The sequence below is a fragment of the Roseateles albus genome (genome assembly GCF_028595345.1).
Classification (GTDB): domain Bacteria; phylum Pseudomonadota; class Gammaproteobacteria; order Burkholderiales; family Burkholderiaceae_C; genus Paucibacter_A; species Paucibacter_A albus.
This window is the reverse complement of record NZ_JAQQXT010000002.1, coordinates 261,086-283,993: the sequence shown is the minus strand read 5'-3', so window position 1 is coordinate 283,993 and position 22,908 is coordinate 261,086. Positions and strand designations below refer to the sequence as shown.

Sequence of the window (22,908 nt, the reverse complement as noted above, 5' to 3'; positions counted from 1 at the left end):
TGATCGGTTCAGCGCACGATGCCGCGTGACGCGGCAGCGAGGAAGTTCAACATCAGCTCGATATCCGCAACTTCGGTTTGCTGTGATTTCAAATCAGCAATGGCTGCCACCGCCTGCTCCAGTGTCAACGAGGAGCGGTACAGCAGCTTGTGCATCTGCTTGATCAAGGCGATGCGCTCGGCAGAAAAATCACGCCGGCGCAGCCCCACCACGTTGACCGCGCGCGCGGTCAAGGGGTTGCCATCAGCAGTCATGAAGGGCGGCACGTCCTGGGCCACATGGGCCTGGAAGCCGATCATGGCGTGGGAGCCGACGCGCATGCGCTGCAGCATCCCCGTCAAGCCTCCGACGGTCACCCAATCCCCAATTTCCACATGGCCAGCCAGGGTCACACCATTGGCCAACACATTGTGATGGCCAAGCAGCACATCATGAGCGAGGTGCACATAGGCCATGATCCAGTTGTCATCGCCAAGTTGGGTCACGCCTTTGTCTTGCACCGTTCCAGTATTGAAAGTGCAGTACTCACGAATGGTGTTGCGGTCGCCGATCACCAAACGGGTCGGCTCTCCCGCGTACTTCATGTCTTGCGGTGCGGCGCCAATCGAGTTGAACTGGAATATCGTGTTGTCCCGCCCGATCGTGGTATGCCCTTCGATCACACAGTGCGGACCGATGGTGCTGCCCGCAGCGATGCGCACATCCGGCCCGATCACCGTATACGCGCCAACCTTGACCGAACTGTCCAGTTGAGCGGCAGGGTCGATCAGGGCGGTCGGGTGAATCAGGCTCATGCTCAAGTCCAATCGGCAAATTACTCAGCAATCCGGCGCATCGTGCAAATCAGCTGCGCCTCGGCGGCCAGTTGATCTCCGACCAAGACCTGGCCCGAGAACTTGAAGATACCCGCTTTGGCACGATCCAGCGTCACATCCAAAAAGAGCTGATCACCGGGCTCCACAGGCCGCTTGAAACGGGCGTTATCAATGCCGGCAAAGTAGACCACCGTGGAATCATCGAGCACGATGTCGGTGCTGGCCAACGCCAACAGCGTCGCGGCCTGCGCCATCGCCTCTAACATCAACACGCCAGGCATTACCGGACGATGCGGGAAATGGCCAACGAAATAAGGCTCATTGATGCTGACGTTCTTGAGCGCCCGAATGCGCTTACCCTTCTCGATCTCCAGCACCCGATCAACCAGCAGCAGCGGGTAGCGGTGGGGCAATCTCTTGAGGATTTCGTGGATGTCCATCATGATGAATTCTTCTTCTCTAGCGCGAGTACGCGCTGACGCAATGAATACAAATTACGCAGCGTGGCTGCGTTCTTTTCCCAACTGGCATTGTCGTCGAACGGGAACACCCCGCTGTACAAGCCCGGCTTCTGGATGCTGCGACTGATCAAGGTCGCCGCCGACACATGCACATGGTCGCCAATCTCAAGATGGCCGACGATATTGGCCGCGCCGGCGATGGTGCAATGCGCGCCTATCGTGGTGCTGCCGGCAATCGCTGTACACCCGGCAATCGCCGTGTGCTCACCGATGCGCACGTTGTGCGCTATCTGAATCAGATTGTCGAGCTTGACGCCATCGGCCAAGACGGTGTCATCGAGCGCACCCCGATCAATACAGGTGTTAGCACCAATTTCCACATCATTGCCGATCCGAACCGCACCGAGTTGCTCGATCTTTTCCCAGCGGCCCGCATTAGGTGCAAAGCCAAAACCATCGGCACCGATCACCACACCCGCATGCAAGATGCAGCGCTCGCCAATCTTGCAATCGAAACCGACGGTGACATGCGCTGCCAGGCGTGTAGCGGCGCCGATCACCGCGCCGCGCTCAATCACGCATTGGGCACCAATGATGGCGCCATCGCCGATTTGCACGTCGTCTTCAATGACCGCCAAGGCAGCAACGTCGACACCCTCACCCAAGCGGGCACTGGTGGCGACCACCGCGCTCGGGTGGATGCGGGGCACTGCTCGCACGCGCACGCGTCGCGCCCACCACTGCGTGAGGCGGGCGAAATACAGATAAGGGTCGGAGGTGACGATGACAGCACCTCGCGCTGAGGCGGCTTCGGCCAAAGCCGGCGCCACGATCACGCAGGCCGCTGCCGTACTCGCCAGCTGCGTTTGATAGCGCGGATTGGCCAAGAAACTGATGCTGGACGCATCGGCGCCTTGCAGCGTACCGATGCGCTCAATGCGGGTACTGGCCTCACCATGAAGATCGCCGCCCAAGGCGGCGATCACTTCGGCCAGCGTGACTGCTGCGGCCACCGACTACTTCTGAGCGTTCAGCGTATCGATCACTTTCTTGGTGATATCGACACGGGCGCTGACGTTCAGCGCATCCTGCAAAATGATGTCGTATTTTTCGGCATCAAATATCTGCTTGATGACGCGGTTAGCGCGTTCGACCACGGCGCCCAGTTCTTCGTTCTTGCGCTGTGTCAAGTCTTCTTGCCACTCTCGGCGCTTGCGCTGCAGGTCACGGTCAACTTCAACCAGATCGCGCTGGCGACGATTGCGCTCCGCTTCGGCCAGGGTCGGGGCATCTTTTTCAAGCTTTTCGGCGGCGCCGCGCAGCTTGGTTTCCTGATCCTTGAGCTCTTTCTCGCGCTTGCCGAATTCGGCTTCCAGCTTGAGTTGAGCCGTCTTGGCCAGATTGGCTTCGCGCAGCACGCGCTCGCTGTTGACATAGCCAATCTTTATTTCCTGTGCCACGCAGAAGGCCGACACAGACATCATGGCGGCCAAGGCCACCGACTTCAACAGTTTGCTCTTCATCAGAATGCGTTCCCGATCTGGAATTGGAATGGCTCAATTCTATCCGTGCGTTGCTTACTCATCGCCTTGCCATAGCTCAAGCGCAATGGACCCATAGGCGAGACCCAACTCAAACCGATACCGGCCGATGAACGGATGTCATCAAATCTGAGTTGTTCGAACGAGCCCCACACATTGCCGGCATCCACAAAAGTGTAGAGCCGGAATGTTTTATCGTTACCCGTACCTGGAACGGGCAAATACAGTTCTGCGTTGACGTTGGCACGGCGATTGCCGCCGGTACGCGTACCTGTCACGTCAACCGGTCCCAAGGAGCCGGCCTCAAACACCCGCACCGAGCCCAAGCCGCCAGCATAGAAGTTCTTGAAAATCGGGAATGGCCGGCTGCCCAAGCCCTGACCCCAGCCCAATTCGCTGTTCAACCCCAAGGTGATCTTGTTGGTGACCGGGATGTATTGCTGATACTGCAAATTGGCACGCGCATAACGCGCATCGCCCATGGGGCTCAACTCCAAATTGATGCGCGAATACTTACCAACGGTGGGCGAGATGATGCTGTCGCGGTTATCGCGCTGCCAGCCGATCGTGAACGGGAAGGCCACGCTGTCACGACCAAACTGGCGCCCATAGAGCAGATAGCTATTGGGCAGGCCCGAGTTGGTGGTCATCTTGGTGCGCTCATAGCCGAAGCCAAAGAACACCGTGTCCAACTCGGAGAACGGCACACCGAAGCGAATCGACGAACCCACCGTGACCAACTCGTAAGGCTCACCCAGCGAGTTATAGGGCTTTTGAGTCCGGTAGAAAACATCCAGGGCACGCGACACGCCGTCGACCGTGAAGTAAGGATTGACGGTACTGAGCACCAAGTTACGCCCGGTCGAAGCGGTCGCGACCTCGATGCCCAGGTAATGCCCGGAACCAAAAACGTTGTCTTGCCTGATCGAGCCGGTGAAGGACAGCTTTTGCTGGCTGGAGTATCCCGCGCCAACCTGGATATTGCCGGTCGGGCGCTCCACCACGGTCAGCAGCACATCAACCTGATCTTGCGCGCCCGGCACTTCCGAGGTATCAATCGTGACCTCTTTGAAGTAACCCAAACGCTCGACGCGGTCGCGCGAGGCCTTAATCTTTTGGCCGTCGTACCAAGCCGATTCGAGCTGACGGAACTCACGCCGAATCACTTCGTCACGGGTTCGCGTGTTGCCGGCGATGATGACATTGCGCACATAGACGCGGCGCTGTGGCTCGGCTGCCAAGGTCACGACCACTTGGCCGGTCGCCCGGTCGATCTCGGGGCGCGAATCGACCCGCGCAAAGGCGTAGCCGAAGGTGCCGTACAAATCCTGAAAAGCCCGCGTCGTCTGCGCCACGGCTTCGCCTTGATAGGGTTGGCCGGGCTTGAAGAAGATCAGGCGTTTGAAGTCCTCTTCACGACCCAGGAACTCACCCTCAAGCTTGACCCCGGTCACCGTGTACTGCTGGCCTTCACTGACGGTGATGGCAATATCGATACTTTGCTTGTCAGGCGAGATCGTGACCTGCGTCGAGGTCACCGCAAATTCGAGGTAGCCACGATTCAGGTAATAGGAGCGCAGCGTCTCCAGATCGGCATTGAGCTTGGCCCGCGAATAGCGGTCGGTCTTGGTGTACCAAGTCAACCAGCCGCTGCTGGTTTGCTCCAGCAGGCCCACCAAGGTGCTCTCCGAGAACACCGAACTGCCTTGAATTCGAACCACCCCAATCTTGGCCGGCTCACCCTCATTCACGGTAAAGCTGACGTTGACGCGATTGCGCTCGAGTGGCGTGATGGTGGTCGTCACCTCGGCGCCGTACAAGCTGCGCGTCAGGTATTGGCGCTTCAACTCCTGCTCGGCGCGATCCGCCAAGGCCTTGTCGAAGGGCTTGCCTTCGCCGATGCCGACTTCCTTCAGCGACTTGGTCAGCGCCTCGGTATCAAACTCCTTCAGGCCCGCGAAGCTAACGTTGGCGATGATGGGGCGCTCTTCGATCATCACCACCACGGCGTCGCCGTCGATGTTGATACGTACGTCCTTGAACAGCCCCGTGGCGAACAGTGCTCGCAATGCTGCCGCGCCCTTGTCCTCGCTATAGCTGTCGCCAATGCGGAAGGGCAGAGAAGCAAAGACGGTTCCGGGATCGGTCCGCTTCAAACCTTCAACGCGGATGTCCTTGAGAACAAAAGGATCCACCGCCCAGGCGACGCCTGACTGCAGTGTGGCCAACAAGGCCAAGGTCAGGATGGAGGGGCGCATACGAGCGCCCGTTCTTAGAGATGAGGACATGCAGATAGAGTCAATGCAGGCCCGTCAAGCGGACCACGTCGTTAGAAAGGGCTAGGGCCATCATCAGCATCAGGATCAACGCCCCTGCGCGTTGCAGTTGCGTTTGCCACCACTCCGAGACCGGGCGGCCGCTTAAACCCTCGAAAAGATAATACATCAGGTGTCCGCCATCGAGCATGGGCAGCGGCAGCAAGTTCAAGACGCCAAGGCTAACACTGACCAGCGCCAAAAATCCGAGGTACTGCGCCAGCCCCGAACGAGCCGACTGACCCGCATAGTCGGCAATCGTCAACGGCCCACTCAAATTTTTCAGCGAGGCCTCGCCTACCAACATGCGGCCGAACACCTTCAAGGTCATCCAGGAGACGCTCCAAGTGCGTTGGACACCCAGATTCAGCCCCTCAAAAAAGCCACGGCTAACCTTGACCATCTGCGGCGCCGCACCGACCATTGCTTCGATTCGCCCGATAATTTGCCCAGCATCGCTGACCGCGCGCGGACTTACCTCAATCTCTAGCCGCTGGCCACCGCGTTCGATCAACCATTGCGACTTCACCGGCCCATCGGCTTGCACCGAGCGCCGAATCAGCTCGCGCAAAGCAGCCGCATCACTGACCGGCAAGCCGTCCACTTGGCGGACCACATCCCCTTCAAGCAAACCGGCCTGCGCAGCCGCGCCGCCCGGGCTGACCTTGCCCAGGACAGCCTCACTCAGCGGCGACAAGCCCAGCTTGCGCAAGCTGGCCGCATCCATGCTGGCAGCATTCAAGCGACTGGTGTCGAGAGCCAAGCTGCGCCGCCCATGACCGCCGGCATCGGACACATCCAGATGGACCATCTCGCCAGTAGACACAGCCTCCAACAGGGTCGTCATCAACTCGGTATACGACGCCAGATCGCGCCACTCTTGGCCATCATGGGAAGTCGCGCGTACCCAGTCGCCGGCCCGCAGGCCAGCACGGGCCGCCACCGAATCGCTAGGAGGCGTGCCTAACAAGGCCTTGGGCTCGCTGGTGCCCACCCACATCGCGCCGGCAAACAGCAGCACAGCCAATAACAAGTTAGCCAAAGGCCCGGCCGCCACCACCGCCACGCGTTGCCCCAGCGGCCGGTTGTTGAACGCTTGCGAGCGCAGCGCAGGATCAACCGGCCCTTCGCGCTCATCCAGCATGCGCACATAGCCGCCCAAGGGCAAGGCACAGAGCGTGAATTCGGTGGCATCGGGGCCGCTTTGGCGGCGCCAAAGCACCTTGCCAAAGCCGACCGAGAAGCGCAGTACTTTGACGCCGCAGGCGCGGGCGACGCGGTAATGGCCGTACTCATGCACGACAACCAGCACGCCCAAGGTCAGCAGAAAAGCCAGCAAGGTGCTCATGCAGACAGGCCTGCAATCAAGCCTTGCGCATGCCGGCGCGTACGCGCGTCCAGCCCCAGCAGACCAGCCACATCGGCACATTCACCCGCTTCGGGCCGCACGGCCTCAAGGCTGGCGCAGTTGATCTGGTGAATCTGGTCAAAGCGCAGCCGCCGGCTCAAGAAGGCCTCGACAGCCACCTCGTTGGCCGCGTTCAAGACCGCTGTCGCGCCTTCAGGGCCGCGCAGGGCTTGCCAAGACAGGTACAAGCCCGGAAACCGCCGCTCGTCAGCTTCTTCAAAACTCAAAGAGGGTCCGCTGAGCAGATCCAGCCGGCTGGCCCCCGCCTCGATGCGCTCGGGGAAGGACAAGCCATAGGCGATTGGCACCCGCATATCGGGTGTTCCGAGCTGCGCCAACACCGATTTATCGCGGCAGACCACCATCGAATGGATGATGCTTTGCGGATGGATGATGACCTTGATTTGTTCCGGCGCCAGCCCGAACAACCAACGCGCCTCAATCACCTCCAAGGCCTTGTTCATCATCGTGGCCGAATCGACCGATATCTTGGCGCCCATCACCCAATTCGGGTGCGCACAAGCTTGCTCGGGCGTAACCTCGGCAAGCGTCGCCGGATCACGTTGACGGAACGGCCCGCCGGACGCCGTCAACACAATGTGATCGATGCGCTGGGCCCAGGTCTTGCGATCCTCGGGCAGGCATTGAAAGATCGCCGAATGCTCGCTGTCAATGGGCAGCAGCGTCCCCCCACCCTGGTCGACAGCCTGCATGAACAGCGCCCCGCCGACCACGATGGCTTCCTTGTTGGCCAGCAACAGGCGTTTGCCCGCACGCGCCGCCGCCAAGCATGGAGCCAACCCGGCTGCGCCGACGATGGCGCCCATGACCATATCCACATCGGGGTGCGCGGCGATTTCAGACAGGCCCTCAGCCCCGTCCAGCACCTCGGTCTTGCTGCCCTGCTCGCGCAGTTTGAGCCGTAATTCTTGCGCCAGGGCGCGGTCAGGCATCACCGCAAAGCGGGGTCGCCACTGCAGGCATTGCGCCAGCAAGGCGTCGACACGGCTCATCGCGCTGAGCGCAAAAACCTCGTAACGCTCGGGATGGCGAGACAACACATCCAGCGTATTGACGCCGATGGAGCCAGTTGAACCCAGCACCGTAATGCGCTGAAGACGGGCGTCACTACTCATGCCAACATACTCAAAGAACTCACAGCCAAGGCGACCGGAAACACCGGCAACAGCGCGTCAATGCGATCCAAAACACCACCGTGGCCCGGCAGCAGCTGACTGCTGTCTTTGGCGCCAACGGCCCGTTTCAACAAAGACTCGAACAAATCGCCCACCACACTCATCGCACTCAAAAACACCGAGGCCAGCAGACCAAGCGGCAATGACTGCCCCCTGAGTAGCAATTGATACAGGCTTGGTGAGTCCACCGCCACATGGGTATCGATATAAAAAGCCCACACAAAAGCGAGCAGGATCACCCCCAGCATGCCAGACCACACGCCTTCCCAGCTCTTGCCCGGGCTGATGGTCGGCGCCAATTTACGTTTGCCAAAGGCGCGGCCGCCAAAGTAGGCTGCGATATCCGCCATCCATACTAGGCAAAAAATGGACAGTAAAAAGTTGATGCCTGTGGCCTTGGCCTGCACCATCGCAGCCCAGGCAGCAACTAAGACCAAGGCGCCCAAGACCAAGCGCAGCAGTTTGGGCGCATGCGGCCATTGACTAGGCCCGCCGCGCAAAGCATAGGCACTGCCCAAGACCCACACCAAGCTTGCCAAGCACCAGGCCCAGGCCGGAGCGGCTTGCATACCCAGCGCCAAATAAGTAGTCCAAGCGGCCGCGGACACCGCCAAGCCAAAGCTGACGGCCGGCGCGCCGCCCAGGCCATTCAGACGCGCCCATTCCCAGCCGGCCGCGCCAATCATCAACAGCGTCAACAATGCAAAGGGCAGCGCCTGCGGCGCGAACAAGGCCGGCAGCAGCACCGCCAACAAGACCAGCGCCGTGATGATTCGAGTCTTCAGCATGGGGTTTAAACAGCGGCCACAGCCGGCGCCTCTTTGACGCCGCCGAAGCGCCGATCACGGTCACGGAAGGCCGCGATCGCAGCATCCAGTTGCTTCTCGCCAAATTCGGGCCAGAGGCAGTCGGAGAATACAAACTCGGTATAAGCCACTTGCCAGAGCATGAAGTTGCTGATGCGCACCTCACCGCCGGTGCGGATAAAGAGATCGGGGTCAGGCGCATAGCTCATCGCCATGAACTCCGACAGCCGCGCCTCGGTCAACTCTGCCGCCGGCACGCCGGCCGTGATGGCAGCCTTGCAGGCCTGCACGATGTCCCAGCGGCCGCCGTAATTGAAGGCCACCGACATCGTCAACTTGGTGTTGTGCGCGGTCGCCGACTCGGCCTCGTTCCAGGCATTGCGCAGCTTAGGCGAGACGGCGTCGCGGTCACCGACGATGCGAATGCGCACGCCCATCTGACCCATCTTGGCCAGATAACGTGACACCGCAGCCAACACCAGACCCATCAGGCCGGAGACCTCATCGCTGGGTCGCTTCCAGTTCTCGCTGGAGAAGGCGAACACCGTCAGGTACTCGACATCGCGGTCGATGCAGGACTGCACTATCTTGACCAAGCTGTCGACACCGGCCTTGTGCCCAAAGAAGCGCGGCAAAAACCGCTTCTTCGCCCAGCGGCCATTGCCATCCATCACGATGGCGATATGGCGCGGCCCCGCCGGCTTGTTGATGCCGCTTGAATCAATAGTCACTGAACTGACGCCACTCAAACGGCCAAAATTTCGGCTTCTTTGCCGGCGATCAGGCGATCAATTTCGGCAATCGTGCGGTCGGTCAGCTTTTGTGCGTCATCGAGGCTGCGACGCTCGTCGTCTTCGCTGATCAGCTTTTCTTTGGTCAGCTTCTTGGCCTGCTCATTGGCGTCGCGGCGCAGATTGCGCACTGCAATCTTGGCGTCTTCGCCGGCATTGCGAACGATCTTGGTCAGGTCGCGGCGGCGCTCTTCGTTCAGCGCAGGCATCGGCACACGGATCAGATCACCCTGGGAGGCCGGATTCAGACCCAGATCGGACTCGCGAATCGCTTTCTCGATCTTGGCGCCCATGCCTTTTTCCCAAGGCTGCACGCTGATCGTGCGCGAATCCAGCAAGGTCACATTGGCAACCTGAGTGATAGGCACCGGCGAGCCGTAATAGTCAACACTGACCTGATCAAGAATGCCCGGATGCGCGCGCCCGGTACGGATTTTGTGCAACTCACCCTTGAGGGCCTCGATGGACTTTGCCATCTTTGCTTCAGCGTTTTGCTTGATGTCTGCAATGCTCATGATTCTCGACCTTGATGTCCTGATTCACCCGTCACTTCGTAATTAACGCAGGCCCAACATTAAACGTGGACCAGCGTGCCTTCATCTTCACCTAATACCACCCGCTTCAAGGCACCCGGCTTGAGGATGCTGAAGACCCGGATCGGCAGCTTCTGGTCACGGCATAGCGCAAAAGCGGTGGCGTCCAGAACCTGCAGATTCTTGCTGATCGCGTCATCGAAGGAAATACGCGAATAACGCGTTGCCGACGGATCCTTCTTGGGATCAGCGGTGTAGACACCGTCTACCTTGGTTGCCTTCAACACGATCTCGGCGCCGATCTCGGCGCCGCGCAAGGCTGCAGCCGTATCGGTCGTGAAGAAGGGGTTGCCGGTGCCCGCTGCGAACACAACGACCTTGCCTTCTTCCAGATACTGCAAAGCCTTGGGGCGCACATAGGGCTCGACCACCTGTTCGATGCCGATCGCCGACATGACGCGCGCGACGATGCCTTCTTGGCGCATGGTGTCAGCCAGAGCGAGCGAATTCATCACCGTAGCCAGCATGCCCATATAGTCGGCCGTGGCGCGATCCATCCCGACCGAACCACCCGCCACACCGCGGAAAATATTGCCGCCACCGATCACTACCGCGACCTCAACGCCGGTTTGCGTGACTTCGCGAATTTCTTGCACCATGCGCACGATGGTGGCGCGATTGATACCGAAAGCGTCATCGCCCATCAGGGCTTCGCCGGAAAGCTTGAGCAAAATGCGTTTGTACGCGGGCATGGTCTTGACCTCTTGATGGTGGTTTGTTGCTGGGTACTGCTATTTTCTTGCTTGTGCCTTGATGCTCAAACCTTGTGAGCCGCTAGCACCGAGGCACAAGTGTAAAGGGCGCCAGTGGCGCCCTTTGTCTTGCGTCGGAGCTTATTGCCCCTTGGCGGCAGCCACTTGCGCGGCTACTTCGGCAGCAAAGTCATCGACCTTCTTCTCGATGCCTTCGCCCACCACGTAGAGCGTGAAGCTCTTGATCGTGGTGGCTTTTTCCTTCAGCATCGCTGCCACGGTCTGCTTGCCGTCGGCCGCCTTGACGAACACTTGGTCCAGCAAGGAGACTTCCTTCAAGAACTTCTGCACGGAACCTTCGACCATCTTGGCGACGATGTCAGCCGGCTTGCCGGATTCAGCGGCCTTCTCGGCAGCAATCTTGCGCTCTTTCTCGACCAGTTCGGCCGACACATCAGCGGAAGACAGCGCGGCAGGCTTCATCGCAGCCACATGCATGGCGACGTCCTTGGCGGCCACTTCGTCGCCGTCATACTCGACCAGCACGCCGATGCGGGTGCCGTGCAAGTAAGAAGCTACCTTGTTGCCAGCGGTGCTCAGCTTGACGCGGCGCAGGGTCATGTTCTCGCCGATCTTGCCGATCAGGCCGCGACGCACGTCTTCAACCGTTGGGCCAAAGCCTTCTTGCGACAGCGGCAATGCAGCCAGCTCAGCGACCTCACTGACGCCATGCTCGGCAGCCAACACGGCACAGGCGTTGACCAAGGCCAGGAATGCATCATTCTTGGTCACGAAGTCGGTTTCGCAGTTAACTTCCAGCAATGCGCCGGTCGAACCCACCACGGCAGCGGACACAACGCCTTCGGCGGTCACGCGCGAAGAAGCCTTGCCGGCCTTGTTGCCCAACTTGACGCGCAGGATCTCTTCACCACGGACCAAATCGCCCTCGGCTTCGACCAGCGCCTTTTTGCATTCCATCATTGGGGCATCGGTGCGGGCACGCAGTTCTGCCACCATGCTTGCGGTAATTGCAGCCATTTTCATATCTCCGTATTCAAGGGGCTTGCGAGTGAGGCCTAGACCGGCACGCTGACAAGCCCGAAAGCTATGCTTTGAAAAAAAGGGGACTGAATCAGCCCCCTCCTTGTTTGAGCGAAAGAAGCTTAAGCGCCTTCGCTGACTTCCACGAACTCGTCGCCTGCAGGAGCGGCGGCTTGCACGACGGTGTTGCCGGCGTTTGCACGACCCTCCAACACGGCGTCAGCCACGGCGCGGGCATACAAAGCCACGGCCTTGGCCGAGTCATCGTTACCTGGGATCACGTAGTCGATGCCGATTGGTGAGTGGTTGGTGTCAACCACGCCGATGACCGGGATGCCCAGCTTCTTGGCTTCAGCCACGGCGATCTTGTGGAAACCCACGTCGATCACGAAGATGGCGTCAGGCAGGCCGCCCATGTCGGAGATGCCGCCAATGTTCTTTTCCAGCTTGGCCAGATCGCGTTGGAACATCAAGGCTTCTTTCTTGATGGCTGGCTGTGTGCCGGCATCAACTTGAGCTTGCATGTCCTTCAGCGCCTTCAAGGAAACCTTGACGGTCTTGAAGTTGGTCATCATGCCACCCAACCAACGCTGGTCGACATAAGGCATGCCGCAACGCTGAGCTTCCAGAGCGATCACTTCACGCGCTTGACGCTTGGTGCCGATCATCATCACGCGGCCGCCCTTGGAGGACAGATTGCGGATGAAGGTCATCGCCTCTTCGAACGCAGGCAGCGTCTTCTCGAGGTTGATGATGTGAATCTTGTTGCGGTGGCCGTAGATGTACGGGGCCATCTTGGGGTGCCAAAAACGAGTTTGGTGACCAAAGTGAACGCCGGCTTCCAGCATTTCGCGCATTGTTACGGACATATTTTTTAACTCCGAAGGTTGTGTCTTAAATCCGGCCCGAATTGCTCTGCAGCGTGACGCTCATTCACCGCCGCCTAAACCAGCGACAAGCAAAGAGCTCAAATACAGCAGCAACACCTCTGTGTGGCCGGTTTGCGATTGACTTACAAGTGATTCGCCTGCTTTTTGAGCCGTGAAGCCCATCTTGCCCAGCAAAACCCAAGGAGTATACACGATCTAGGCTAGGGCTCGAGACGGCACGCGCAGCAAGCCGAACGAGCTGTCGACTCGGCAATAGCCGGCAGGGCACTACACTGATCACCTTTTGCCAAAACCCAATGCCAGCAGCCGCCTGAGCGCCGAATAGCGCCGCGTAAAGCCGAATAGCGCCGTATGGCACCGCAAAACGACCTTGAACCCAGGCGTATGCGATGACATAAAGCCGCATAGGACTGGCCCAGCATGTTTGAAACGCCTTGAGCAGAGACTATTGAGATGCGCATTGCCATCATCGGCGCCGGCATTGCCGGCGTCACCACCGCCTACGAATGCGCAGCAGACGGCCACCAAGTCACCGTGTTTGAGCGTCGCGGCAGCGTCGCCGCCGAGGGCAGTTTTGCCAACGCCGGCCTGACCGCCCCTGGCCTGAGCCTCGCTTGGGGACGCACTTCCTTGGCCGACCTTGCACGCGTCGGCAACTTGGCCTGGGGCTGGCGCCGTTGGCGCGCCGGGCGCAGCAAAGAGTTGGCCGAGCGACACGAACGCCTGCTTCATTTGAGCCTTTACAGCCACGCCAGGCTACAGGAGTTGCAGCGCAAGCTTCAAATGGATTACGAACGCGCCGAAGGCGTGCTGGTACTCTTGCGCGGCGAGCGCGAGCAACAGGCTGTTCTCGCCAGCCTGGCCTTGCTTGAGCACGCTGGTGTGAGCGCACAAGCACTGTCCGCCGAGCAATGCCTGAGCGTCGAGCCTGGGCTGAACCAAGCAACTCGCCTGCACGGCGGCGTTTATCTGAGTCAGGGCGAAGCAGGCAACTGCCGTCAGTTCAGCCATCTGATCCGCCTGGCTGCGCAGCGCCTGGGTGTGCAGTTTCGCTTCCACACCACGGTGCGCAAGCTGAAGCCCGGCACGCCGGCCACCTTGATTCACGAGTACACACCGCCCGACAGCTTGGCCGAACCCTCGCGTTTGAGTGAGGCCGGAGATAGCGCAGACGGCGGAGATACCAAGCCAGCAGCCCTGGGTCGCATGGAGGACAGCTTTGATGCCGTCGTCATTTGCGCAGGAGCAGGCGCGGCAAGCCTGCTGCGCGCACTGAAGCTCAAAGCAGCGCTGACCACCGTACACGGCTATTCGATCACCGCACCACTGCGCCAACTCGAGGCCTTCCCGGATCTCGGCCCCAAGGCCGGACTACTTGATCTGCGCGAGCAAGTCTCCATCAGCCGCATCGGACAGCGGATCCGGCTGGCTGGAGGCATCCAGCCAGGACAGGCTGATGAGCGTTTCGATGATGCAAGGCTTGCACAGATGCACCGGACTTTGGACGATTGGTTTCCGGGCGCGATGCTCAGCACACAGGTGCAGCGCTGGCAGGGCTCACAAGCCCTTGCGGCCGACGGCCTGCCCTTGCTCGGCGCGAGCGGCCGCGAAGGCGTCTGGTTGAATCTGGCGCAAGGCTCTCCATCTTTGCTGGGCTGGCCTTTAGCTTGTGGCGCCGCCAAGGTCTTGGTCGAGCAAATTTCAGGGCGCAAAGCAAGCAGCGAGACACCGGATACTGTGGGACTGGACATCTCACGCTTCAGCTGACAAGCTCGCAGCGTGCTCATCAAACTCCTCCCCACCCCCAAGAGCTGGCCCTTGTACGGCGCCGCCAGCAGCCGCAGCATAGAAGCCGCCGCGTTAGCGGCCGCCGGTCCGGCCAGCAGCCTGATGGAGCGGGCCGGCTTGGCCGCTGCGCGATTGACGCTGGCGCTGGCCCCTGCAGGCAGCGGGCCGATCTGGATTGTCTGCGGCCCGGGCAATAACGGCGGTGACGGACTGGTTGCAGCGCGGCTGCTACACCGCCATGGTTTGAAGGTGCAGGTCAGCCTGCTCGCCGCCAGCTCAGCAGCACCGGCCGACGCGGCAGCCGCCTTGGCTGCCGCTAGGCAAGCCGGGGTGCCTATCAACAACAGCGTGCTAGCACCTGCCGGAGTGCGAATGGCTCTGGATGCCCTGCTCGGCCTCGGCCTGAACCCAGACCGCGCACCGAACCCAGAAATGGCCGCCGCCTTCAAGTCACTCAACGCGCTCAATGCTTTGCGTGCATCGGTGCTGGCGCTAGACCTGCCCAGCGGCTTGCAATCAGACAGCGGCTCGGTGCAAGGAGGTTTGGCCGTACAAGCCCAACACACGCTGGCCTTGCTGGCACTCAAGCCTGGCATGTTTACCGCTCAGGGCCGCACGCTTTGCGGGCAGATTTGGCTCGATGATCTGAACAATTCCGCTGACAGGCCAGCAACTCCCCGGCCTGCAGATGCCCTGCTGCTGGGCGCTGATTGCTTGACGAATTGGCAAGTTCAGAATTCACCCCGACATGGCGCGCACAAAGGCAGCCAAGGCGACGTCTTGGTGGTGGGTGGCGCTGCAGGCATGCGTGGGGCCGCGCGCTTGGCCGCGCGCGCCGCCTTGGCCGCTGGAGCCGGCCGGGTCTACGTCTGCATGCTGGGCACTCAGGCCGATGACGTCGACCCCCAGCGGCCCGAGTTGATGCGCTTTGATTCAACCCATATCACGGCCACAGATGCGGCAAATGCCGATTGGCTGCAAAAGGTGATCGTCGGCGGCTGCGGTGGCGGCCAGGAGATTGGTGCATTCTTAGCCGCCCTGCTCACGCAAGCACGGCGCTTGGTGCTGGACGCGGATGGACTGAACGCGGTTGCGGCGCAAGTCTCTTTGCGCGCCTTGCTCAAAAAACGCCAAGCCTCGTGCCTAGCTACGATTTTGACGCCGCATCCATTGGAGGCCGCTCGCCTCTTAGGCAGCAGTGCCGCTGCCGTGCAAGCCGACCGACTCAGCGCAGCGCAAGCACTGGCCGATGAGTTCAGCTGCCAAGTCATCTTGAAAGGATCGGGCAGCATCATTGCCGGCCCGCAGCAGCGCCTGGCCATCAACTCAAGCGGAAATGCCGCGCTCGCTACCGCCGGCAGCGGCGATGTATTGGCAGGCTGGCTAGGCGGACTGTGGGCCCAGCAAAACGATGCTGACCCCTTCGACTTGGCCTGCTTGGCCTGCTATTGGCATGGCGCCGCAGCCGAAGCACAAACAGCCGGCCCGATGCGGGCGGCCGACTTGGTGGAGCGCATGCATGCCCTCCACCGCCCGGCGCCAACAATCTAGCGACGCTTGCGCGTACGCGGCTCGGCCGCACCGCCGGCAGCCGACTTGGCTTGCCGTGCTTGTTTGGGCTGCTTGGTCGACGACGACGCGCCGCGAGCTTCCTGACGCGCAGCCTTGACGGGATGCGCGATGGCCGAGCCACCACTGCGCGCCTGCCTGCTCTGACGTGCGTTCTTGGCGCCGCTCTTGACTTCGCGGTCGGTGCGGCGCACCTGCTCCAAGGCCTCGACCGAGTCACTCGGCTGGCGCTCGCTCACAGCCTGACCGGCCTTATCGCGCATCGCCCGCGCGAGCAACTTGGCCTCTTCCTTGTCAGTTACCAAACGGAAGTCGATCTTGCGAGCATCCAAGTCAACTCGGCTAACCTGCACCTGCACCCGCGCGCCGGTGGCATAGCGCATGCCACTGCGCTCTCCGCGCAACTCTTGGCGCACCTCATCAAAGCGGAAGTACTCGCCACCCAATTCGGTGATGTGAATCAGGCCTTCGACATAGAGCGCGTCGAGTTGCACGAACAGACCAAAACTGGTGACGGCACTGACGGTGCCGGCAAACTCCTCGCCCAAATGCTCGCGCATATAGCGGCATTTGAGCCAGGCCTCGACGTCGCGCGAAGCCTCGTCGGCACGCCGCTCGTTGGCGCTGCAATGCGCACCCACCACCTCCCAGCGTTCGGTCTCGGTGCTCGCCTTGGCGGGGTCGATGGGTGCCGCGCGGCCGGGGCGTTTGGTCGCCATCGGCACGTCCATCTTGCCTGCATCAAGGTGGTAACGCTTGTCGGCCAAGATGGCCTTGATGACACGGTGCACCAGCAAATCGGGATAACGCCGAATCGGACTGGTGAAGTGGGTGTAGGCCAGGTATGAGAGGCCAAAATGGCCCGCATTGGCCGAGGTGTACATCGCCTGCTGCATCGAACGCAAAAGCATGGCGTGGATCTGGGTCGAATCGACCCGGTCCTTGGTCGCCGCAGCAATGGCCTGGTACTCGCTCGGCTTGGGGTTGTCGCTGATCGACAGGCCCAGCCCCAAGGCGCGCAGATAGGCTTGCAAAGCAACGCGCTTCTCCGGCGTAGGCCCTTCATGGACGCGAAACAAAGAACCATGCTTGGAGTGCGCAATGAAGTCCGCCGCACAGACATTGGCCGCCAGCATCGCCTCTTCGATCAGCTTGTGCGCGTCGTTACGGGTGCGCGGAATGATCTTCTCGATGCGGCCGTTGTCATCGCAGACGATTTGCGTTTCGACCGTATCAAAGTCGATCGCGCCACGTCGGCCCCGCTCGGCCAATAGCGCGCGGTAGACCTCATGCAGGTGCAGCAGATGCGGCACCAACTCGCGTCGCTTGGCCGCCTCGGGACCATGGGTATTACCCAGCACCGCCGCCACCTCGTTGTAAGTGAAGCGGGCATGCGAGCGGATCACTGCCGGGTAAAACTGATAGGCCTGCACCTCGCCGGCCTCTGTAACCAACATATCGCAGACCATGGACAACCTATCCTCATTCGGATTCAAGGAGCACAGGCCGTTGGAAAGCTTCTCCGGCAGCATCGGGATGACCCGGCGTGGAAAGTAGACGGAAGTTGCGCGCTCATAGGCATCGCCGTCCAAAGGGTCGCCCGGCTTCACGTAGTGGCTGACGTCGGCGATGGCCACCAGCAAGCGCCAGCCGCTGAACGCAGTCTTGCCGCGACCCTGCTTATGGGGCTCGCAGTAAACCGCATCGTCGAAATCGCGGGCGTCTTCGCCATCTATCGTCACCAGCGCCACATCCCGCAAGTCGATCCGATGCTTTAGATCGACCGCCCGCAATTTTTCCGGCAACTTGCCCGCCTGCGCCAAAGTTTCGGCACTGAATCGATGCGGCACTTCGTACTTGCGCACCGCGATCTCGATCTCCATGCCAGAGTCATCGATCTCACCCAGGACTTCAACGATGCGCCCGACCGGCTTGGAGTAAAGGGAAGGCGGCTCGGTCAACTCCACCGCAACCACCTGCCCCGCCGTTGCGTTGGCCAGCCCACCCTTGGGGATCAAGATGTCTTGGCCCATGCGCTTGTCTTCAGGCGCCACCAGCCAGATACCCGACTCCAAGAGCAAGCGGCCAATGATGGGGCGCTTCTTGCGCTCCAAAATCTCCAACACGCGGCCCTCAGGGCGGCCGCGTTTGTCGGTGCGAACAATCCGCACGCGCAGCCTGTCGCCATGCATGACGGCCCGCATTTCCTGGACCGACAAATAGATATCCTGCACGCCGACATCCGGCATTAGGAAACCATGGCCATCGCGATGCCCTTGCACCACGCCCTCAACTTCACTCAGCAGCCCGGCACCGTCTTGCGGGGCCACACTTGCGCTCTTGATATTTTTGATGATAGAATCCTTGCTTTCCTGAGATGCCCAGGTGGCGGAATTGGTAGACGCACTAGTTTCAGGTACTAGCGGGTAACTCCGTGGAGGTTCGAGTCCTCTCCTGGGCACCAAGATTTATAAAGAATACGTTTAAGAAGATGGCTGCATGTTGAATGACATGCAGCCATTTTTCATTGCGCCTGCAGTTTGCCATGCTTTTCAAGGGAGCAATGACGCTTGCGGTGACCAAGGTCCCTTGCGCGCCCACCATGTTCAGCGCGCTCAAAAAACAAGCCGACTCGATTGCACCGGGTCGGCTTGTTGCTTGCATAAACTGAGTGAGGCGAGTCGCTGACTTAAACGACGAACTTCTTGGCCAGCGCATCCGGCCGCATATCGTCGTATTCCTCAAACGGCTGATGAATCCACGGACTGGTGTCTAGCATCTCGACAAAATAGTCCGGCGTGTAGCTCGACACACCCTTAGTCCAAATCACAGCCGAGCGCAGCTCGCTGATAGACGGCATGCCGCGCAGCCGCTCCACCACGGCTTTCAAGGTCACGCCGGAATCGGCCAGATCATCGACCAGCAACACCCGCCCGGCCAAATCGCCCTTGGGCATGGTGATGTACTTGGCCATGTCCAAGCGACCTTGGATGGTGCCGGCCTCGGCACGGTATGAACTGGTTGACATGATGCCCAGCGGCTTGTCGAACACACGCGACAAGACGTCGCCAGGCCGCATGCCGCCGCGCGCCAGGCACAGAATCTGATCAAACTCCCAGCCAGAAGCATGAATCTTCAGCGCCAAGCGCTCCGTCAACATGTGGTACTCGTCCCAGGACACGTACAGATGCTTGCCGTCATCGGTCAACATAGGGGGCAACTCCAGTTTGATGTGTTAGTCAGCAAGCGCTTCAAGCTTGGTAGGGATGACGCAACAAAATCGTGTGCTCACGATCCGGGCCGGTAGAGACCATGTCTATCGGCGCGCCGATGACTTCCTTGATGCGCTGCAGGTAGTTGCGTGCGTTTTGCGGCAGCGCGTCCCACTGCGTGACGCCGAAAGTCACCTCGGTCCAACCTGGGAAGGTTTCAAAAATAGGCTTGCAAGCCGCAATTTCGTCCCCGTCCAAAGGCAGGATGTCGACTTGACGGCCGTCGATTTCGTAACCCACACACATCTTGATCTCGGCCAAACCGTCCAGCACATCAAGCTTGGTGATGCACAGGCCGGTGATGCCATTGATGATGACCGAGCGCTTCAGCGCAGCGGCATCGAACCAACCGCAGCGGCGCGCCCGGCCAGTGACCGTGCCACGCTCTTGACCCACGGTAGCCAAGTGGTAACCGACGGTGCCTGGCACCTCCCAGTCCAACTCGGTTGGGAAGGGGCCTGAACCCACGCGGGTGGTGTAAGCCTTGGTGATGCCCAGCATGTAATGCAGCATCTGTGGGCCTACGCCCGCGCCAGCGGCCGCATTGCCCGCCACGCAATTGCTGGAAGTGACATAAGGGTAAGTGCCATGATCAATGTCCAGCAACGTGCCCTGCGCACCCTCGAACAAGATATTGGCGCCCGCCAGATGCGCTTTGTGGATCATGTAGCCCACGTCGGCCATCATCGGCTTGATGATCTCGGCCATCTTCATGGCCTGCTCGAAGATGGGCTCAAACTCCAGCGCCGTGGCATTCAGATAGCCGGTCAAAGCAAAGTTATGCAGCGCCAGCAACTCGCGCAGTTTTTTGGCAAAACGCTCCGGGTGCTTCAGATCCTGCACACGCAGGGCACGCCGAGCGACCTTGTCTTCATAGGCCGGGCCAATGCCCTTGCCGGTGGTGCCGATCTTGCCGGCGCCACTGCTTTCACGCAGAGCCTCACGGGCTTTGTCCACTTCCACATGGAAGGGCAAGATCAGGGGGCAGGATTCGCTGATGAACAAGCGCGAACGCACTTCAACGCCGGCTTTTTCCAGACGCTCGATTTCGCTCAAGAGATGAGTCGGATCGACCACCACACCGTTGCCGATATAGCAGGCCACGCCGTCGCGCATGATGCCCGAGGGAATCAGCTGCAGCGCTGTTTTGACGCCCTTGATGACCAGGGTATGGCCGGCGTTATGGCCGCCTTGAAAGCGCACCACGCCTTGCGCGTGATCGGTCATCCAGTCGACCACCTTGCCCTTGCCTTCGTCACCCCATTGGGTACCCACAACGACCACATTTCGGCCACGCGCAATTTCGCTATTCATTTTGATTACCCGTCGATCAAAAAATAAAATTCTCTGGTGTGGCGCGGCTCAAAGCGCGCGCAACACCCACTGAGTGTCAATCTGCACCAACTCACGGTCACAGTCGAATTCATCACCCTCATGCTCATGGCCCGGCAAAACGCAGACCACCGTCTCGCCGGCCGCACGCAAAGCACGCACCGCAGCGCGCAAGCCCGCCGCCTCGCCCCAAGGCGCTCTCACGGCAGCACGCAGCGGTGTCGGCGGACTCAAGGCTTCCAGCGCCTTCAAATCAAGGCTGAAACCCACAGCTGGGCGGCGCCGGCCAAACACGGCACCCACTTCGTCGTAACGGCCGCCGCGCAAGACCGCATCGCTGGAGCCTTCGGCATAGAGTGCAAAGCGCACACCACTGTAATAGGCATAGCCGGTCATGTCAGCCAAATCGAAGCCGAGCCGGATCTCCGGATGGGTCTGCTGCAAATGCTCAGCCAAGCACTGCAAATCATCCAGCGCGGCCGCAATCAAGGGGTGAGCCGGCAAGCGCTGCCGCGCTAGGCCCAAGACCTCGATGCCGCCGTAAAGGCCGAGCAGTTGCTGCAGACCGTCGCGCACCGCCGCAGGCAAGCTTTGGCTCAAGTCGCCCAAGGCAACGCCGTCTTTGGTCGCCAAGGCAGCGACCAATTCATCCATGACAGAGGCACTCAGCACCAAGTCACCGAGTACACCGCGTAACAAACGAGCATCACCCAAATCCAGGGTTGTATGCAGTAAACCGGCGCGCGCGACAACATCCAGCGCCAATTCTTGAACCTCAAGATCGGCCTCCAGCCCTGCATGGCCATAGATCTCGATACCGAACTGCAAGGGCTCGCGTGTCGACTGCAGGCCGGCCGGGCGCGTGTGCAGCACGGGTCCGCAATAGCAAAGCCTTGTCACGCCGGCGCGGTTCAACAAATGCGCATCAATGCGGGCCACCTGAGGTGTGGTGTCAGCCCGCAGACCCAAGCTGCGACCAGACAATTGATCCACCAGTTTGAAGGTCTGCAAATCAAGCGCATGGCCGGTGCCCGACAGCAACGACTCCAGATACTCAAGCAGCGGCGGCATGACCAACTCGCAGCCATAGCCGCGGGCCATATCGAGCAGTTCTCGGCGGAGTTCCTCGATGCGTCTGGCCTGAGAAGGCAGCACATCGGCAATATGCTCAGGCAGCAGCCAGGCAGAAGCCATGTTGATTTTGGGTCCGGTTAAAAACGGCATTGTACCGGGGGTAAATACTCCCTCGGAGCGAGAAGCGCTTTCTCCGCGTTTCATCGCCACAAAAACAAGAGGCCGAGCCCGCCCGCCAACATGCTGGACAAACCCACAAAGCGAATTTGACCATCACTCATGGCCAGCAAGCGCTCAAAAACCTGCCGCCAAGCGGCCGGGCTGACAAAGGGCAAGAAGCCCTCTATCACCAGCATCAAGGCGAGCGCCAACCAGACAGCATCGGGCAAAACAGGCCTCGATTCGGGTGAACTAGCTGCTTACTTGCGCGGTGCTGCCGGCGCGGCAGCAGGGCCAGAACCCGAACCGCGCATGGCCTTGAAAAAGTCGCTACTAGGGTCCAGCACCATCACGTCGGTCTTGCTGCGAAAGCTCGCGCGGTAAGCATCCAAGGAGCGATAGAACTGTGCGAACTGAGGATCGCGCCCGAAAGCATCGGCGTACAAGGCGGACGCTTTGGCGTCGCCCTCGCCCTTGATCTTCTGCGCATCCCGGTACGCTTCGGCCACGATCACTTCGCGCTGACGATCGGCGTCGGCGCGAATTTTCTCGCTTTCGGCCGCCCCGGTAGAGCGCAACTCACTGGCCACCCGCTTGCGCTCGGATTCCATCAAACGGTAGACCGAATCGGTGATGGAGGCGGCAAAGTCAACCCGTTTGACACGCACGTCAACGATCTCGATACCGAACTGCTTAGCCTCTTGTTCAAGCCGCTTGCGCACGCCAGTCATGACCGCTTCGCGTTCGGTCGACAACACGCCCTGGACGGTGCGCTGGGTCACTTCTTCGTTCAAGGCCGCCTGCACAATTGGGCTCAATCTGTTTTCAACATTGCGCATGTCGGCGCCGTTGTTACGGATGAACTGGCGCGGCTCGGCCACACGCCACTTGACCAACCAGTCGATGACCAAACTCTTCTTTTCAGCGGTGAAGATGGGCTTGGACTCGTTGCTGTCCAAGGTTTGCACCCGGCGATCAAGCAGGACCACGTTTTGCAGCGGCGGCGGCAGCTTGAACTTCAAGCCGGGCTCGGTGATGACTTCCTTAATTTCACCCAGCGCATAGACCACAGCGAATTGGCGTTGATCAATGATGAACAACATGGAGCTGGCCAACATGAAGGCGACCAGCAAGCCGACGACGATAGAAACAATACGGTTCATCT

General features: G+C 60.3%; 21 protein-coding genes and 1 tRNA gene. 3 read left to right on the top strand and 19 right to left on the bottom strand.

The genetic code is table 11. The annotated features are described in order from the left end of the window. Positions 1-8 precede the first annotated feature (8 nt). The 13 genes from lpxA to rpsB all read right to left on the bottom strand — a co-directional run bounded on the left by lpxA (position 9) and on the right by rpsB (position 12,528). The gene (lpxA, locus tag PRZ03_RS04185; RefSeq protein ID WP_273599158.1) at positions 9-794 is read right to left on the bottom strand and encodes an acyl-ACP--UDP-N-acetylglucosamine O-acyltransferase; all 786 of its coding nucleotides are present in this window, start codon (positions 792-794) and stop codon (positions 9-11) included. 20 nt (positions 795-814) lie between these two features. Next, complete coding sequence (gene fabZ, locus PRZ03_RS04180) at positions 815-1,258, bottom strand: 3-hydroxyacyl-ACP dehydratase FabZ (protein ID WP_263531949.1); 444 nt, start codon at positions 1,256-1,258, stop codon at positions 815-817. After that, positions 1,255-2,289: a UDP-3-O-(3-hydroxymyristoyl)glucosamine N-acyltransferase gene (gene lpxD / locus PRZ03_RS04175; protein WP_273599157.1), complete on the bottom strand. Its 1,035-nt coding sequence runs from the start codon at positions 2,287-2,289 to the stop codon at positions 1,255-1,257. Before lpxD ends, fabZ begins: the two co-directional genes overlap by 4 nt. Before the next feature lie 3 nt (positions 2,290-2,292). Next, positions 2,293-2,799 carry an OmpH/Skp family outer membrane protein gene (locus tag PRZ03_RS04170; protein WP_263531947.1) on the bottom strand — a complete coding sequence of 169 codons (507 nt, stop codon included), beginning with the start codon at positions 2,797-2,799 and terminating at the stop codon, positions 2,293-2,295. Continuing rightward, on the bottom strand, positions 2,799-5,075 hold the full coding sequence (gene bamA / locus PRZ03_RS04165) for an outer membrane protein assembly factor BamA (RefSeq protein ID WP_273599156.1): 2,277 nt from the start codon (positions 5,073-5,075) through the stop codon (positions 2,799-2,801). The genes PRZ03_RS04170 and bamA overlap by 1 nt, the downstream gene beginning before the upstream one ends. Before the next feature lie 40 nt (positions 5,076-5,115). After that, the gene (gene rseP / locus PRZ03_RS04160; protein WP_273599155.1) at positions 5,116-6,480 is read right to left on the bottom strand and encodes an RIP metalloprotease RseP; all 1,365 of its coding nucleotides are present in this window, start codon (positions 6,478-6,480) and stop codon (positions 5,116-5,118) included. Then, positions 6,477-7,676 carry a 1-deoxy-D-xylulose-5-phosphate reductoisomerase gene (locus PRZ03_RS04155; RefSeq protein ID WP_273599154.1) on the bottom strand — a complete coding sequence of 400 codons (1,200 nt, stop codon included), beginning with the start codon at positions 7,674-7,676 and terminating at the stop codon, positions 6,477-6,479. The genes rseP and PRZ03_RS04155 overlap by 4 nt, the downstream gene beginning before the upstream one ends. After that, a complete protein-coding gene (locus PRZ03_RS04150; protein WP_273599153.1) occupies positions 7,673-8,524 on the bottom strand; it encodes a phosphatidate cytidylyltransferase in 852 nt (283 codons plus the stop codon). Before PRZ03_RS04150 ends, PRZ03_RS04155 begins: the two co-directional genes overlap by 4 nt. A 5-nt stretch (positions 8,525-8,529) precedes the next feature. Beyond that, positions 8,530-9,267 carry a polyprenyl diphosphate synthase gene (uppS, locus tag PRZ03_RS04145; protein ID WP_409993924.1) on the bottom strand — a complete coding sequence of 246 codons (738 nt, stop codon included), beginning with the start codon at positions 9,265-9,267 and terminating at the stop codon, positions 8,530-8,532. Positions 9,268-9,287: 20 nt separating this feature from the next. Further along, positions 9,288-9,848, bottom strand: coding sequence for a ribosome recycling factor (gene frr / locus PRZ03_RS04140; protein WP_263531941.1), 561 nt, complete (start codon positions 9,846-9,848; stop codon positions 9,288-9,290). Positions 9,849-9,907: 59 nt separating this feature from the next. Next, the gene (gene pyrH / locus PRZ03_RS04135) at positions 9,908-10,618 is read right to left on the bottom strand and encodes a UMP kinase (RefSeq protein ID WP_263531940.1); all 711 of its coding nucleotides are present in this window, start codon (positions 10,616-10,618) and stop codon (positions 9,908-9,910) included. Between the two features lie 141 nt (positions 10,619-10,759). Next, positions 10,760-11,656 carry a translation elongation factor Ts gene (tsf, locus tag PRZ03_RS04130; protein ID WP_273599151.1) on the bottom strand — a complete coding sequence of 299 codons (897 nt, stop codon included), beginning with the start codon at positions 11,654-11,656 and terminating at the stop codon, positions 10,760-10,762. A 125-nt stretch (positions 11,657-11,781) separates the two neighbouring features. Beyond that, a complete protein-coding gene (rpsB, locus tag PRZ03_RS04125; protein WP_263531938.1) occupies positions 11,782-12,528 on the bottom strand; it encodes a 30S ribosomal protein S2 in 747 nt (248 codons plus the stop codon). Between the two features lie 474 nt (positions 12,529-13,002). Between rpsB and PRZ03_RS04120 the strand changes: the two genes are divergently transcribed. Together PRZ03_RS04120 and PRZ03_RS04115 are read left to right on the top strand one after the other, a co-directional pair. Next, a complete protein-coding gene (locus PRZ03_RS04120; protein ID WP_273599150.1) occupies positions 13,003-14,316 on the top strand; it encodes an FAD-dependent oxidoreductase in 1,314 nt (437 codons plus the stop codon). 12 nt (positions 14,317-14,328) lie between these two features. Continuing rightward, complete coding sequence (locus PRZ03_RS04115; protein ID WP_273599149.1) at positions 14,329-15,888, top strand: NAD(P)H-hydrate dehydratase; 1,560 nt, start codon at positions 14,329-14,331, stop codon at positions 15,886-15,888. Here the strand turns inward: PRZ03_RS04115 and rnr are convergent. After that, positions 15,885-18,209, bottom strand: coding sequence for a ribonuclease R (gene rnr, locus PRZ03_RS04110; RefSeq protein WP_273599345.1), 2,325 nt, complete (start codon positions 18,207-18,209; stop codon positions 15,885-15,887). The two genes, PRZ03_RS04115 and rnr, sit on opposite strands and share 4 nt — an antisense overlap. Positions 18,210-18,285: 76 nt before the next feature. Between rnr and PRZ03_RS04105 the strand changes: the two genes are divergently transcribed. Continuing rightward, positions 18,286-18,370 (top strand) — tRNA-Leu (locus tag PRZ03_RS04105). A gap of 225 nt (positions 18,371-18,595) precedes the next feature. Here PRZ03_RS04105 and PRZ03_RS04100 read toward each other — a convergent pair. The 5 genes from PRZ03_RS04100 to hflC form a co-directional block, all read right to left on the bottom strand. Next, a complete protein-coding gene (locus PRZ03_RS04100; RefSeq protein ID WP_263531935.1) occupies positions 18,596-19,117 on the bottom strand; it encodes a phosphoribosyltransferase in 522 nt (173 codons plus the stop codon). A 40-nt stretch (positions 19,118-19,157) separates the two neighbouring features. Beyond that, positions 19,158-20,492, bottom strand: a complete 1,335-nt coding sequence (locus tag PRZ03_RS04095) for an adenylosuccinate synthase (protein WP_263531934.1) — start codon at positions 20,490-20,492, stop codon at positions 19,158-19,160. A 48-nt stretch (positions 20,493-20,540) separates the two neighbouring features. Continuing rightward, positions 20,541-21,704: an ATP phosphoribosyltransferase regulatory subunit gene (locus PRZ03_RS04090; RefSeq protein ID WP_273599148.1), complete on the bottom strand. Its 1,164-nt coding sequence runs from the start codon at positions 21,702-21,704 to the stop codon at positions 20,541-20,543. Positions 21,705-21,784: 80 nt separating this feature from the next. After that, on the bottom strand, positions 21,785-21,973 hold the full coding sequence (locus PRZ03_RS04085) for a DUF2065 domain-containing protein (RefSeq protein WP_273599147.1): 189 nt from the start codon (positions 21,971-21,973) through the stop codon (positions 21,785-21,787). Between the two features lie 30 nt (positions 21,974-22,003). Further along, positions 22,004-22,906: a protease modulator HflC gene (hflC, locus tag PRZ03_RS04080; RefSeq protein ID WP_263531932.1), complete on the bottom strand. Its 903-nt coding sequence runs from the start codon at positions 22,904-22,906 to the stop codon at positions 22,004-22,006. Between the last annotated feature and the right edge of the window lie 2 nt (positions 22,907-22,908).